General features: G+C 27.3%; 16 protein-coding genes. 10 read left to right on the forward strand and 6 right to left on the reverse strand.

Features of this window, described 5'->3' with window-relative positions:
- The first annotated feature begins 1 nt into the window (after position 1).
- Positions 2–1165, forward strand: coding sequence for a D-alanyl-D-alanine carboxypeptidase family protein (locus ACTG47_RS06380; protein WP_169465663.1), 1164 nt, complete (start codon positions 2–4; stop codon positions 1163–1165).
- Positions 1166–1354: 189 nt separating this feature from the next.
- Here the strand turns inward: ACTG47_RS06380 and ACTG47_RS06385 are convergent, their stop codons facing one another.
- The 3 genes from ACTG47_RS06385 to ACTG47_RS06395 form a co-directional block, all read right to left on the reverse strand.
- Positions 1355–1777, reverse strand: a complete 423-nt coding sequence (locus ACTG47_RS06385; protein ID WP_479926516.1) for a DUF2000 domain-containing protein — start codon at positions 1775–1777, stop codon at positions 1355–1357.
- Between the two features lie 15 nt (positions 1778–1792).
- Positions 1793–2629: an AraC family transcriptional regulator gene (locus ACTG47_RS06390; protein ID WP_169465660.1), complete on the reverse strand. Its 837-nt coding sequence runs from the start codon at positions 2627–2629 to the stop codon at positions 1793–1795.
- Between the two features lie 138 nt (positions 2630–2767).
- Positions 2768–3262 (reverse strand): N-acetyltransferase family protein, encoded by a 495-nt coding sequence (locus ACTG47_RS06395; protein ID WP_479926517.1) that lies wholly within the window; start codon positions 3260–3262, stop codon positions 2768–2770.
- Positions 3263–3521: 259 nt separating this feature from the next.
- On the opposite strand from ACTG47_RS06395, the gene ACTG47_RS06400 reads away from it, so the two are divergent.
- From ACTG47_RS06400 to ACTG47_RS06430, 7 genes are all read left to right on the forward strand, one after another.
- Positions 3522–4118, forward strand: a complete 597-nt coding sequence (locus ACTG47_RS06400; RefSeq protein WP_169465657.1) for a site-2 protease family protein — start codon at positions 3522–3524, stop codon at positions 4116–4118.
- A 29-nt stretch (positions 4119–4147) separates the two neighbouring features.
- The gene (locus tag ACTG47_RS06405; RefSeq protein WP_479926518.1) at positions 4148–4867 is read left to right on the forward strand and encodes a segregation and condensation protein A; all 720 of its coding nucleotides are present in this window, start codon (positions 4148–4150) and stop codon (positions 4865–4867) included.
- Between the two features lies 1 nt (position 4868).
- Positions 4869–5408 (forward strand): SMC-Scp complex subunit ScpB, encoded by a 540-nt coding sequence (gene scpB / locus ACTG47_RS06410; RefSeq protein ID WP_479926519.1) that lies wholly within the window; start codon positions 4869–4871, stop codon positions 5406–5408.
- A 190-nt stretch (positions 5409–5598) separates the two neighbouring features.
- Positions 5599–6231, forward strand: a complete 633-nt coding sequence (locus ACTG47_RS06415; protein ID WP_479926520.1) for a DUF2953 domain-containing protein — start codon at positions 5599–5601, stop codon at positions 6229–6231.
- Positions 6185–6619 carry a GerW family sporulation protein gene (gene ytfJ, locus ACTG47_RS06420; RefSeq protein WP_479926521.1) on the forward strand — a complete coding sequence of 145 codons (435 nt, stop codon included), beginning with the start codon at positions 6185–6187 and terminating at the stop codon, positions 6617–6619. The genes ACTG47_RS06415 and ytfJ overlap by 47 nt, the downstream gene beginning before the upstream one ends.
- Positions 6620–6868: 249 nt before the next feature.
- Positions 6869–7309, forward strand: coding sequence for a MarR family winged helix-turn-helix transcriptional regulator (locus tag ACTG47_RS06425; RefSeq protein WP_479926522.1), 441 nt, complete (start codon positions 6869–6871; stop codon positions 7307–7309).
- A 15-nt stretch (positions 7310–7324) separates the two neighbouring features.
- Positions 7325–8776: a leucyl aminopeptidase gene (locus ACTG47_RS06430; protein WP_479926523.1), complete on the forward strand. Its 1452-nt coding sequence runs from the start codon at positions 7325–7327 to the stop codon at positions 8774–8776.
- Between the two features lie 93 nt (positions 8777–8869).
- On the opposite strand, the gene ACTG47_RS06435 is transcribed toward ACTG47_RS06430, so the two are convergent.
- Entirely contained in the window at positions 8870–9538 is a 669-nt protein-coding gene (locus ACTG47_RS06435; RefSeq protein ID WP_479926524.1) for a TMEM164 family acyltransferase, read from the reverse strand.
- Positions 9539–9806: 268 nt separating this feature from the next.
- Here ACTG47_RS06435 and ACTG47_RS06440 point away from each other — a divergent pair, with 268 nt between their 5' ends.
- Complete coding sequence (locus tag ACTG47_RS06440; protein WP_479926525.1) at positions 9807–9947, forward strand: hypothetical protein; 141 nt, start codon at positions 9807–9809, stop codon at positions 9945–9947.
- Positions 9948–10116: 169 nt separating this feature from the next.
- Here ACTG47_RS06440 and ACTG47_RS06445 read toward each other — a convergent pair whose 3' ends face one another.
- Together ACTG47_RS06445 and ACTG47_RS06450 are read right to left on the reverse strand one after the other, a co-directional pair.
- The gene (locus ACTG47_RS06445) at positions 10117–10437 is read right to left on the reverse strand and encodes a MazG-like family protein (RefSeq protein WP_009905401.1); all 321 of its coding nucleotides are present in this window, start codon (positions 10435–10437) and stop codon (positions 10117–10119) included.
- 120 nt (positions 10438–10557) lie between these two features.
- Positions 10558–11295, reverse strand: coding sequence for an NAD-dependent protein deacylase (locus ACTG47_RS06450; protein WP_479926526.1), 738 nt, complete (start codon positions 11293–11295; stop codon positions 10558–10560).
- 316 nt (positions 11296–11611) lie between these two features.
- Here ACTG47_RS06450 and acd point away from each other — a divergent pair, with 316 nt between their 5' ends.
- Positions 11612–13423, forward strand: a complete 1812-nt coding sequence (gene acd / locus ACTG47_RS06455) for an N-acetylglucosaminidase (protein ID WP_479926527.1) — start codon at positions 11612–11614, stop codon at positions 13421–13423.
- Positions 13424–13448: the final 25 nt, after the last annotated feature.

A 13448-nucleotide genomic window follows, 5' to 3' on the forward strand; every position in this document is an offset into this window, starting at 1 on the left:
GATGAAAAAATTAGCTAGTACTGCTTTGGCTATATTACTTGCGCTTACTCCTTTAAGCTTTTCTTTTGCAAATAATAAGGAAAATGCTGATGCCAACCAACTAAATATATCTTCAAAATCAGCAATTTTGATGGATGTTGGTAGTGGACAAATTTTATATGAAAAGGATGCTCATAAAAAGCTTCCTCCTGCCAGTGTAACAAAGGTAATGACCATGCTACTTATAGTAGAATCTTTAGATTCAGGCAAGATTAAGCTTGATGATGAAGTTCAAGTAAGTGAAACTGCATCTAGTATGGGTGGTAGTCAAATATTCCTAGAGCCAGGAGAAACTCAAAAGGTTGATACACTATTAAAAGGTATAGCTGTTGCTTCTGCAAATGATGCCTGTGTTGCTATGGCTGAACATTTAGCTGGAAGTGTTGAAGGATTTGTTGATAGAATGAATGCTAAAGCAAAAGAGTTAAATATGAATGATACTCATTTTGCAAATACAAATGGACTTCCAGTTGCAAACCATTATACATCTGCTCATGATATAGCTTTAATGTCTAGAGAATTGTTAAAACATGAAATGATAAGTAAATACTTAACTACTTGGATGGATAAAGTTGTGGTAGGGAAGAAACAAGTTACAGTAGGTCTTGCAAATACTAACAAACTTATAAAGCATTATCAAGGAGCAACTGGTGTTAAAACTGGATTTACTCAAGAAGCGAAATACTGTTTATCAGCTGCTGCAAAGAGAGGTAATACTCATCTAGTTGCAGCAACTTTGGGAGCAGAGACTTCTCCAGAAAGATTTAATGATGCGTCTAGTCTTTTAAACTATGGATTTGCTAACTATGAAAGTGTTAAGTTATGTAGTAAGGGAGATAATGTAGCAACACTTACATTGGATAAGGCTGATGAAAACAAAGTTAAGCTAGTTGCTAAGGAAGATTTAAACGCTCTTATTAAAAAAGGAAGCTCTAAAGAATTTGATAAGAAAATTGAAATAGTAAAAAATCCTAAAATGCCAATTAAAAAAGGAACTGTTTTAGGAAAGATAAAGATATGTAAAGATAAAAAAGTAATAGGCGAAGTAGAATTGATAAACACTAAAGATATAAATAAGGCAAGTTATCTACAAATGCTTCAAAGAATAATTGATAATATGATATAAATAATTGTCAAATGATATGCAATTATAATCCACATAAAAAATACCCATATAGAAATATTTACTATAGGGGTATTTTTATTTATTTTTATAGAAGGATTTCATAATTTTATGTTTTTTATAGAGAACTAGATAAATATATAAAACTTAGAATATTATTTTATATTTATATTATATATGACCACTTAATATTTATCTAAGTAGAGGCATACTACCAGTAAGTTTATTCACTTTCTTTTTGTTACCATAGATTGCTATGCCAAAATATTGTAGATTATCTTCTGGTACATTAGCAATTCTTTGAACAAACTCATCATAAACATTACAACTTTGTGCAACATCTGAAAAATCCACAACAGTTAATTCTTCAAATTCAGTACTATATAGTTTTTTTCGTAAATCTTTTATAAGTTCTTTGTTTCCTTTTAATATAGGAACAGGAAGCTCAACTATTCCTAAGTGCATATTTCCTGTTTTATCAATCACATCTGAACCAACAGTCTCAGGTGCAAATTTTCCTAGTGTAATTCCCATTATAGCAGCAGTATTTGATATGATTCCCATTGGTAAAGTTTCATCTATTACCATAACACATTTTGAATTTTTAGTTTCCATTTTTATTTCTCCTTTTTATTTAAAGTTGTTTTTCTCATTGTTTATAAATATGTTTTGATATTGCTTTGGTGTAAGACCAATAAAATTCTTAAAGAAATTTGTAAAGTGACTTTGGTCTACAAAGCCTGTCTGTATGGCAGCATCTATAGGTTCTACACCTTTTTCTAAAAGTCTCTTAGCCTTATTTACTCGTATATTTTCTAAGTACCTATATGGTGTAATACCTTTTAATTTTGTAAAGTTGCGAAGTAATGAGTACTTATTCATCCCTGATATAGTACTTAATTCATCAAGTAATATATGTTCAGAATAATTATCTTCTAGATAGTCACATACCGCTTGTATTTCTACACTTGTTTTTTCCAAGTTAAACTGTAAATTTGGTTCTGTATATTCTTCAATTAATTGTTCAATTAGAAAGAAGAAAAGTTCTTCTTTTTTGAAATCTAATTCTTCTTCCATGATTATATGATGCAATTCTTGTAGTAGAGGTACTAGTTCACTACGAAATATCACAGATTGATTAAACTTAGGCAAATAATTTTCTCCTGTAATTTCAAATACAGTTTTCTTCATTATTTCTGGTTTAATATTTATACATCTGTAATCAAGTACTTTATTATCTATCTGTTCACAAGTATGACTATCAAAAGGGTTAAAAAGTAATAAATCCCCAGTACTTGTGGTATATTCTTTATTTTTACAAGATAAATATCTTTGACCTTTTTCTATAAAACCAATTACATAATGCTCATGAAAATGGTTTGGGAACTTTTGCATTATACCTTTAAATCTATATGCTTCGATTTTCAATTCCTTATCAAAACATACTGTGCGTTCTTCTTGTTTCACTTAAGCAACCTCCTTTCACGTTATATAGAGTGTAACATATATTTTTTTGTACTTCTTGTATGATATTGACTAAAATCTAAATATGAATAAAAAAATAGCAACTTTATCTATTAGCTGCTATTTTTATTTATATGTAATTTATTTTGCTAAACTATCGAGAGTATCTCCATCAATTCTATATACTGTCCAATCTTTCATTGGTTCTGCGCCCATTGATAGATAAAAATCTATACTTGGTTTATTTAAGTCTAGACACCACCATTCCAAACGACCACATCCACGTTCTATAGCAACACTTGCTAGTTTTTTTAGAAATGCTTTGCCATATCCTTTGCCACGAAATTCTTGCTTGACATATAAGTCTTCTAAATAAATTCCTGCACGACCAAGAAAAGTCGAAAAATTATGAAAAAACAAGGCAAAACCTATAGCTTTATTATTATATTCACCAATAAGAACCTCAGCTTTTTTCTTTACAAATAGCCATTCGTGGAGTATTTCTTCTGTAGCAACAACTTCATCTAATAGATTCTCATAAGAAGCAAGTTCTTTTATGAAATTTAATATAAGAGGTGTATCTGTTTCAACTGCATATCTAAATTTAAGTTCATTTTTTTCTGCAATATTGTTCATTTTATTACTCCTTTCATTTGTAATATACAAGTAAAGTAACAATAATGTCAATTCATGTCAATATAATATTATATTTACAACAGGTGTAATTATTATATTTTCAGAATGAATATGATATAATAATAAAAGTTATAAAATAAAAAGTGAATTTTAATTTTATGCCTATATGTTAAAATCATTATAATATAAAATAATTTTGCTTATAAGTTATTTAATTGTTATAATGGTATTAAAAATTTAATTTAGGAGATGTACATTAATGTTAAGTATGAATATAGGAGAAATAGTAGCAAGTTTAGTTGGTATAGCTATGGCAATATCAATACATGAGTTTGGCCATGCTTATTCAGCTCACTTATTAGGAGATGATACAGCTAAATCTTATGGTAGAATGACATTAAATCCTGTAAGACATGTTGACCCAATTGGTCTTTTGGCTATGTTTATTCTTAGAATAGGATGGGCAAAACCAGTACCAGTAAATCCAAATAACTTTAAAAACTACAAAATAGGAAATCTGATAGTTTCACTTGCAGGTGTTTTTTGTAATCTTTTGACTGCCATAATTTGTGTGATTATCAATAAATATGTGCATATGTATGCGATAAACACAATAGCTGAATATGTGTTTTTATATAGTATTGGATTTGCAGCTTTTAATTTACTTCCAATACCACCACTTGATGGATGGGGTGTTATATCTACATTTGTACCATATAAATGGAATGAATATGTGTACAAGTTTGAAAGTATGAGTTATATAATTTTATTAATTGCTTTATTTACTGGTATATATAGTATAATATTAACACCAATATATGCCGTATTACTAAAAATAGTATATTTATTTGTTTAATACAATAAATAGATTAAAGAGGGATTGATATGAAATATAATATACAATTGCAAGTCTATGAGGGTCCATTAGATTTACTATATGATTTAATAACAAAACATAAAATAGACATAAAGGATATATCTATAATAGATATAACTAAGCAGTATTTAAATTATCTGAAGTTGTTAGATAAAATGGACTTAGAGATAACTAGTGAATTTATAACTATGGCATCAAAACTCCTAGAGATAAAATCCAAATATCTACTTTATAAACAAAAGGATGAAGAAGAAGACCCAAGAATAGAACTTATGGAGAAGTTAGAAGAATATAGAAAATTCAAGATGGCATCACAAGATATAAAAGAAAATGTAACTTATGCCAATGAGAGATTTTATAGAAATAAAGAAGAAATAATTATTGATGACAATGTAGACTTAGAAGATATATCAATAGAAGCAATAAAAAATATACTTCCCTACATATTTAAAGTTAAAACATCACAAATTGAAAATTCTAATGATGAGAAACTAGATAAAATAGTAAGGAAGAAAATAATATCTGTAGAAGAAAAAATATTATATATAAGAGATATTATAAAAGAGAAGCTTGAAGTTACTTTCACAAATATCATAAAATCTTATGAAAATGATGAAATAATTGCTACTTTTTTATCTATATTAGAGCTTATAAAAGAAAAAGAAATAGTAGTAGTACAGGATATATTTTTTGATGATATTCTAATAAGAAAAAGTTCGGAGTGTTAAAATGAAAAGAGAAGATATAAAGTATATTATAGAATCTGTTATGTTTGCATATGGAGAGCCAATAAGTATAAAAGAATTAAACTATATAATAAATAAAGAACTTTCATCAAAAGAGATAGAGATTATGTTAAATTCGCTTATTGACGAATATAGAGAAAAAAATAGAGGTATCCAGATAATTAAATTAGAAAATAAGTACCAAATGTGTACAAATAAAGATTATGCAGAATATATAAAGAAGATTATTGAACCAAAGAAAAAGAAAAGCCTGAGTCAAGCTACACTAGAAACTCTTACTATAATTGCTTATAAACAACCGATAACAAAAGTGGAGATAGAAGATATAAGAGGAGTAAAATGTGATAAGGTAATACAAACCTTATTTGAAAATGAACTTATAAGAGAGGCTGGTAGACTTAATAAGATAGGTAAACCTATAATCTATAAAACAACTGATGAATTTTTAAAATTATTAAATATAGAAAGCCTTGAAGAGTTGCCTCCTATAGAGAATTATCAAGAAGTAGCGACAAATGAATAAAATGTTGTACATGTATATTGATAGTATTAAAATTAAAAACCACAATAATTTAGTTTGTAATTTTAAATTTTTAAAGATTTAAAATGCTCTAAGTTATTGTGGTTTTTTGTTTAAATATAAAACTAGAATTCTATTGAAATAAATATGGATAATTAAGTATAAATAGTAATTTTTTGATGATAATATAAACATGGAGTTTAATGAATTATTTAATTTTAAATATTTAATAATAGCTATAATTTTTATAATAAGTATATTTATATTATTTTTTATATCTCATATAAATATCTTATTAATAGCTGATATAAACAACAAAGATATTCGTTTAAAGCTTAATATAAAATACATGTTTAATTTAATAAATATAAATAGACAACTTTATCCAGCTGAAAATAGTAAAAATAATGATAAAAAAGAGGGGATGAAGAATAATATAGATTCGAGTATATTATTAGCTGATGACCTTTTAAGTATTTATAGACTATTAAAAAAGATAAAAATACATGAACTTTATTCAAATATTAATTTTGGAACTGAAAATATCGGCTTAACATCTTCTGTGTATGTATTAATAAATACACTGTATGGAAATTTATTTAATATGATTGATGCAGAAAAAATGTATTTAAATGTAAATCCAGATTTTACAAAAGATTATGTTTTGGGAAATATAAGGATACATATAAGGTCAAGAATAAAAGATTTATTTCACACTATAATAATGGTTAATAAAATTATAAATAAGAATAAAGGAAATTATAAGGAAGGTGATAGTAATGAGAGCAACAGGTTCAATACAAAGTCTTATGGAAACAACTCTTGAAACAATTAAAGGTTCTATAGATGCAAATACTATTATAGGAGACCCTATAAAAACAGATACTACAGTAGTTGTACCTATATCAAAAGTTACAATTGGATTTGGTATAGGAGGAGGAGAATACTCAAAAGGATATGACGAGAAAGATAAAGAAATTGAATTGAAAAGTGAAAAAGCAGATACAAATTTTGCTGGAGGTAGTGCAGGTGCTATATCTGTGCAACCAGTAGCATTTGTAGTTGTTGAAAGTGGAGAGACTAGAATAATGAGTTTAGATAGTAATATTAATCTTGTAGATAATATATTATCTATAACTCCTAGAATATTGGAGAAAATTCAGAACATATCTCAAAGTAATAAAAATCAAGATAAAAATAATATGCAAGAATAAGATAATATATTTACAAATATGGATGTAGTTTTAAATAAGGTAGTGGGATTAGTAGTATAAATCCCACTATTTTATTATGTGTTTTAAATGTTTATATCTAGTAATATTTTAGTTTAAAACAATTTAAATAGATAATAAAGTTGATATATAGTATAATTATAAAAAGAAAAGTAGTATTATGTTATAGATATATAAACGTATTTGAGATATAAGAGGGAGTTATAAATCATTAGTTTTGAGGTGAGTGTTATGAGCGATAAAGAGTTATCTATTTTGTTGTTAGAAAGTATGAATAACTTTCATAATTTAATAAAAATTATTAATAATGAAAGATACAAAAAAAGTAAGATTCTTACAGAAAGACAATTTTTTGCTTTAGTAAAAATAAGGAAACATGATAAAATAGAGCTTAAAAATTTAAGTAGAGATTTACATGTATCTACTTCTAGTTTGTGTATACTACTTAATAAATTAGTTGAGCAAGATTATGTATATAGAGAAGAAGATAGTAGAGATAGACGAAATACATTTTATGGCATAACTGAAAATGGAGAAAAGATATTAGATGATGAAATATTAAAATTTGTATCTATAATAAGCGATAAAATGGATTGTTTAGATATAGATAATAAATATAAATTATTTGCTTCTTTAGAAGAAACTAAAACTATAATAGAACAGTTGTTTTAGAAAGGAGAGTGTATTATGAATATAAAGTGTTCTAAAGAGATATTAAAAGATTTGGGAAATGCTATAACAGTAGTAGCTATGTTTGATGGTGAAGAGGTTTCTACAACATTTGATGAATTAAATTCAATCGGTAGAAATTTTAAAGCTAAAGAAAATAATATAGACATTGTAACATTACTTAAAAATGGTAGTTTAGTAAATATTTGTTTTGTTGGTTTTGGTAAGAGAGAGTTATTAAATACAGAAAAAATTAGAATCATAGCTGGAAACCTATGCAAGAAGTTAAAAAATATGTTGAAAAATATAGAATACGACAGTAATGACATTAATATACTGAATCTTGATTTAAATAGTGATGAAATTGGTGCTTTTACAGAAGGGATATTACTTGGAGATTATAAGTTTGATAAGTATAAAACAAAAAACAAAGACTTTGAAAAAAGAGAAATTGATAATATAATTATATTTACTGAAAAAGAAATTGGGTGTCAAATTGAAAAAGCTAAGATATTAGCTAACTCAAATATAATAGCTAGAAATCTAGTCAATGAACCATCAAATGCAATCTATCCAGAGACATTAGCAATAGAAGCAGTTAGACTTGGTGCAGAGTTTGGGTTTAATGTTGAAGTCTATGAAGAAGAAAAAATAAAGGCATTGGGAATGGAGGCTTTTTTTGCTGTTTCAAGAGGCTCTATTAATAAGCCAAGATTTATAGTAATGCGATATTTTGGGGACAAAGAAAGTACAGATATACTAGGTTTAGTAGGTAAAGGATTGACTTATGATACAGGTGGATATTCTTTGAAATCAAATGCTTCTATGCTAAATATGAAAACAGATATGGCTGGTGCTGCAAGTGTTATAGGTGCTATGTGTGCTATATCTCAAAATAAGCTAAAGAGAAATGTCATATCAGTAGTAGCTGCATGTGAAAATGCTTTATCAGGAGGTTCATATAAACCTGGAGATATAATTAATTCGATGGCAAAGAAAACTATTGAGGTCTTAAATACAGATGCAGAAGGTAGACTTACTCTAGCTGATGCAATATATTACATTATAAATAATGAAAAGGTAACAAAAGTAGTTGATGTAGCTACACTAACTGGTGCAGCTTTAACATTGTTGGGAAATGTTGCAACTCCTGTAGTGACAAATAATGATGAATTTTATTGTGAGCTAGAAAAAGCATCTGCTTTATCAGGAGAAAGAGTATGGAAGATGCCAATTTATGATGAATTTATAGATATGATAAAAGGAGAAGAAGCAGACCTTAAAAACACAGGAGGTAAAAATGCTGGATGTATAACAGCAGGAGCTTTTATTGGTGAATTTGTTGGTGATACTCCATGGATACATATGGATATAGCTGGAACAAGTACATCATCAAAATCAATTGGATACAAAGCAAAGGGGGCAACAGGAGAACCTGTTAGAACTTTGTACTATTTAGCAGAGATATAAAATAAAAATCATAAAATATAACTTATAAAACCACATGGATAATTATTTAGATTTAAAATTATTCATGTGGTTTTATTTTTTAACTTAAATAAATTATTTGCTCTTTTTCTTTTTCTCAAGTATAAAAGTATTTCTATTAGATAAAAGAGCAGGTATGTACATAATACTAGTAACAAAAATGAATGTAAAAATAGCTGTTGTGCTATGGCTTAAAAATCCATAATAGTATTGTGAATTGGTAAATGTATTTAATAAAAATATGAATGAAAAATAAATAAAACAAATGGCTAAATTGTCCCTAAGTGCATATCTGTTAACTTTAAATTTTCTAACATCGACCATATAGATATTTGCGTAAATTATGAGACACTTGGATAAGACAAATATAAAATATATTAAGCTAGGAAATTCATAACCCAAGTTTTTAGAAAAAATGAGTTCTCCAACTGAACAAACCAAACTCCAAGAAAAAAAGATGTTAAAAAGATGATATTGTTTAAAAGCAAGTATAGCTATACATAGGTATATGCAGATATAATTAATTCCAATTGGCAAAGAAGTTAGAGTACTATAATTACCAGAAGAAATAATTAAGAATTGCTCTAAAGCCATAACTATTACCATTAATGTACAAATTATCTTTTCAACTGTATAGCTATAAGGTAAAATATTTTTTGTTAGTTTTGGACAATAGTATAAAAATAATCCAAATATAAAGAGGCTTACAAATTGTTCACTAGAAAAAAGGAAAATTTTAAACATATAATATTCTCTCCTATAATAAATTTAATATATATCTATATAAATATATTCAGTACCTCTCAATTTAATATATAAAAAGTTTAATAATAGTTAGATTTTATATAAGAATTTTAATAATTAAAACATTCTATTGTTTTGTAGATATATTCTAATCATGTCAAAAAATAAAAAAATTTTTATTTAGTAGAGTTTTTGGAAATAATAATAACAGATATTAGAACTAATTAACATTTTTTGTAAGTATTTGACAATAGAAAGGGTGTAACAAATGGGAATAATAGAATCAGCATCAAAATTAGCTGAGATAGTTCATTTATTAGCTATTGAAAAGGGGATAACTGATATAGAAGCATGGGATGAAGCTGTGGAAGAATACAGTAAACTTTATGAAGAAAGAAGAAATGAATAGTGTAATAAAAACTTGATGATAAAAAGTAATATTACTTAAAGAATTTAAATTTTTTATGGAGATATTAAAAATAATATAAATAAAAAAGATGGTACTCTAAATGTCAGTAAAAAACCATGTTGTGATACCATCTTTAATATTTATTTCAATAATTGATAAGTAATAAATTTTACTTATCTATATTTTTTATGTAGCCTCTTTTTTCTAACTTTTTTATATGTTCTTTGCGTATTTCATCAAGATTAATACCATATTGTTCTTCTAGCTTAAACATCATAGTAACACATGTCTGAGCCACATCCATTAGCTCCTTAGCTGTTTTCTTTATAATATCAACTTCATCCAAGTCATTATTTTCTCCACTTAGATTTCTGAATTTACCTATACATTCAGCCAATTCACCTTGCTCTTCACCCATTTTGATAAATGTAGATTCTAGTGTTGGGTCTAAATTATTAAGCTCTGGTAAAGATATAGTTTTTAGTTTCATAAAAAGCTCCTTTCAAGTTATTCATATTTATACTAAAACATCATAACAAAGATAATACTAAAAAAAAACTTTAAATTCAACATAAAAACTTATATATAGAATAAAAATAGTGAAATAAATCTACATTTGTCTTAATACAGCATCATATAAAACTTCTCCAATAGGTTTATTTATTACAAGAGAAGCTGACTTATCATAAACTGTATTTGCTTTATTAATAAGAGCGATGTATTTGCCTTTATAATAATCTATAAAACTTGCAGCTGGATATACAGCTAATGACGTACCCCCTATGATTAATAAATCAGCATTACTTATAGCAGAGATTGTTTTAGTAATAACATCATTGTTGAGAGCTTCTTCATAAAGCACTACATCAGGTTTTACTATAGAATTACAGTTGTCACAGTAAGGAATATTGCCACCTAAGTTTAACATAGCTTCTAAATCAAAAAACTTACCACACTTAGTACAATAATTTCTGTGTACAGAGCCATGTAGTTCTAGCACATTTTTACTTCCAGCCATTTGGTGGAGTCCATCAATGTTTTGAGTTATGATGGCTTTAAGTTTGCCCATCTCTTCAAGTTTTGCTAAAGCTATGTGAGCATTGTTTGGTTTTGCATTAGGATATATTAATTTATCTTTATAAAATTCAAAAAAATCTTCTGGGTATCTAACAAAAAAAGTATGTGAAACTAATTGTTCAGCAGTAAATTGTTTATTGAGTTTTTGGCTAAATAGTCCTGTAGAACTTCTAAAGTCTGGGATATTAGATTCAGTTGAAACACCTGCCCCACCAAAAAATACTATATTGTTATGATTAGATATCAATTCTTTTAAGTTATTTGCATCCATAGTTACACCTCCAAATTATTATATATAAATTGTACTACATATTAGAGAGTTTATGTTACTTTATTAGAACTCATTGCTTTTAAAATCAATTTGTTCTTTTAAAAATAAATTTATGTCGCATTCACATATAACAACATTATAAGTATTATAAAAAAATCTATTTTCCTATTAAAAAAACTATAACTTGATAAGAAAAATAAAGGAATTATAAATAAAGTGTATACAAAATGTAAATAGACAATATTTACTAAAATCACAAGTTGTCGTATAATTATATTAAAATTGTTTTAGTGTATAAGAAGGGCGGGGGAAGTACATGAAGAAAAAAGCAGCATTAGCAACATTAGCTGTATTACCCTTAAGTATGATAAATGCACATGCTGATGGGGATGTAGGTATAGTGACTATAAATTATTTAAATGTAAGAAATGAGCCAACTGCCGAAAGTAGTATAGCCTTTGTTGCTAAGAAAGATGACAAGGTTTTGATTAAAGACTCTTCTGATGGATGGTATAAAATAAAAGCTGAATCTGGACAAGAAGGTTGGGCTTCATCAAAATATATAGCAAAATCAAATGGTGATTCTTTGAGAACATCTACAAATAAAGAAAAACAAGTTACTTCAAATAGTTTAAATATGAGAAATGGAGCAGGTACAAGTTATAGAATCATAACTGTACTAAAAAAAGGACAAAAAGTAGAAGTAATATCAGAGAGTAATGGATGGTCTAAAATAAAATATGATGGAAGATTAGGATATGTATCTAGTTCTTACTTAGGAGATGTCTCAAACTCAACCAATAACTCAAAAACTAAACAAGTAAATACAACTTCACTAAATGTAAGAAGTGGGCCAAATACAAGTTATGGTTTGTTAGGTAAATTGCCAAAAGGAAGCAAAGTAGAAGTAATATCAGAAAGTAATGGATGGTCTAAAATAAAGTATAATGGAAAAGATGCATATGTATCTAGTATGTACTTATCAGATGTAGGTCAAAGTAGCTCAGATGATTCTGGTCAAAGTAATGACAAAAAAAATACTGATAAGGTTGTAAATACAGCTTCATTAAATGTAAGAAGTGGTCCAGGTTCTACATATAGCAAATTAGGAAAGGTCTACAAAGGAAGTAAAGTAACTGTATTGTCAGAGAGTAGTGGATGGGCTAAAATTAGCTTTAATAGTAAAGAAGCTTTTGTGGTAGGTAATTATTTATCTACTTCAACAGATACATCAAATAATAACTCAAACAATAATTCAAATAATAACTCAAATAATTCTTCATCATCAGGTCAAGTAAATGGTATGTCTGGTATAAGTGGAGCTAAAATTGATTATAAGTCTTTGAGTTATACTTTGGCATCTCATATAAGTAAACAAGTTGAGAAAGCAGCAGCAGGAGGAAATGTAATAGCTCCAGGGAATAGAAAAAGCACTCCAAGTCCTGAATTTAGTACTTTCTCAGCACAAAGAACAAGTTCATTTGTAAATGCAAGTTCAAGTGATATAGAATATTATTTAAATCCTAAAAACTTTACAAGTACTACTAAAGGGATGATGCAGTTTTTGAAGATTAACAGCTATAAGGGAGGTATTTCAGAATCGAGCTTAAACTCGTATCTTAATGGTTTATCTTCTAGCATATTTAAAAACCAAGGAGCAGCATTTATAAATGCCGCTAAGAAGTATAATATAGATGTTGTATATTTAGTATCACATTCTATGTGGGAAACTGCCTATGGTAAATCTACACTTGCTCAAGGTCAGACACTAACATCTTATAAGGGACAACCTCTTAGTAAACCAGTTAAAGTATACAATTTTTTTGGAATAGGAGCAATAGATAAAAGTGCTAATGTTTCAGGTGCAGAAGCAGCATACTCTAATGGATGGACTAGTGTAGAAGCTACTATAGATGGTTCTGCAAAGTGGATATCTCAAAATTATATAAATAGTTCTAAGTATAATCAAAATACTATCTACAAGATGAAGTGGAATTATGATTATACATGGCATCAATATGCAACTGATGTGAATTGGGCTAATGGAATTTCTGGAATTATGGAAAATTTAATTGGTCTTTATGGAGGAGGAAGCAGTTTAGTTTTTGAGGTTCCTCAATACAAGTAACACATAAATAAAAAAATACAGACTA

The organism is Clostridioides sp. LIBA-6622 (assembly GCF_056716095.1).

What these genes read in the sequence shown, in the direction of transcription:
- ACTG47_RS06380 (WP_169465663.1), top strand. Translation starts at nt 2, where the DNA reads ATGAAAAAATTAGCTAGTACTGCTTTGGCTATATTACTTGCGCTTACT.
- ACTG47_RS06385 (WP_479926516.1), bottom strand. Translation starts at nt 1,777, where the DNA reads ATGGAAACTAAAAATTCAAAATGTGTTATGGTAATAGATGAAACTTTA.
- ACTG47_RS06395 (WP_479926517.1), bottom strand. Translation starts at nt 3,262, where the DNA reads ATGAACAATATTGCAGAAAAAAATGAACTTAAATTTAGATATGCAGTT.
- ACTG47_RS06400 (WP_169465657.1), top strand. Translation starts at nt 3,522, where the DNA reads ATGTTAAGTATGAATATAGGAGAAATAGTAGCAAGTTTAGTTGGTATA.
- ACTG47_RS06405 (WP_479926518.1), top strand. Translation starts at nt 4,148, where the DNA reads ATGAAATATAATATACAATTGCAAGTCTATGAGGGTCCATTAGATTTA.
- scpB (WP_479926519.1), top strand. Translation starts at nt 4,869, where the DNA reads ATGAAAAGAGAAGATATAAAGTATATTATAGAATCTGTTATGTTTGCA.
- ACTG47_RS06415 (WP_479926520.1), top strand. Translation starts at nt 5,599, where the DNA reads ATGGAGTTTAATGAATTATTTAATTTTAAATATTTAATAATAGCTATA.
- ytfJ (WP_479926521.1), top strand. Translation starts at nt 6,185, where the DNA reads ATGAGAGCAACAGGTTCAATACAAAGTCTTATGGAAACAACTCTTGAA.
- ACTG47_RS06425 (WP_479926522.1), top strand. Translation starts at nt 6,869, where the DNA reads ATGAGCGATAAAGAGTTATCTATTTTGTTGTTAGAAAGTATGAATAAC.
- ACTG47_RS06430 (WP_479926523.1), top strand. Translation starts at nt 7,325, where the DNA reads ATGAATATAAAGTGTTCTAAAGAGATATTAAAAGATTTGGGAAATGCT.
- ACTG47_RS06435 (WP_479926524.1), bottom strand. Translation starts at nt 9,538, where the DNA reads ATGTTTAAAATTTTCCTTTTTTCTAGTGAACAATTTGTAAGCCTCTTT.
- ACTG47_RS06440 (WP_479926525.1), top strand. Translation starts at nt 9,807, where the DNA reads ATGGGAATAATAGAATCAGCATCAAAATTAGCTGAGATAGTTCATTTA.
- ACTG47_RS06445 (WP_009905401.1), bottom strand. Translation starts at nt 10,437, where the DNA reads ATGAAACTAAAAACTATATCTTTACCAGAGCTTAATAATTTAGACCCA.
- ACTG47_RS06450 (WP_479926526.1), bottom strand. Translation starts at nt 11,295, where the DNA reads ATGGATGCAAATAACTTAAAAGAATTGATATCTAATCATAACAATATA.
- acd (WP_479926527.1), top strand. Translation starts at nt 11,612, where the DNA reads ATGAAGAAAAAAGCAGCATTAGCAACATTAGCTGTATTACCCTTAAGT.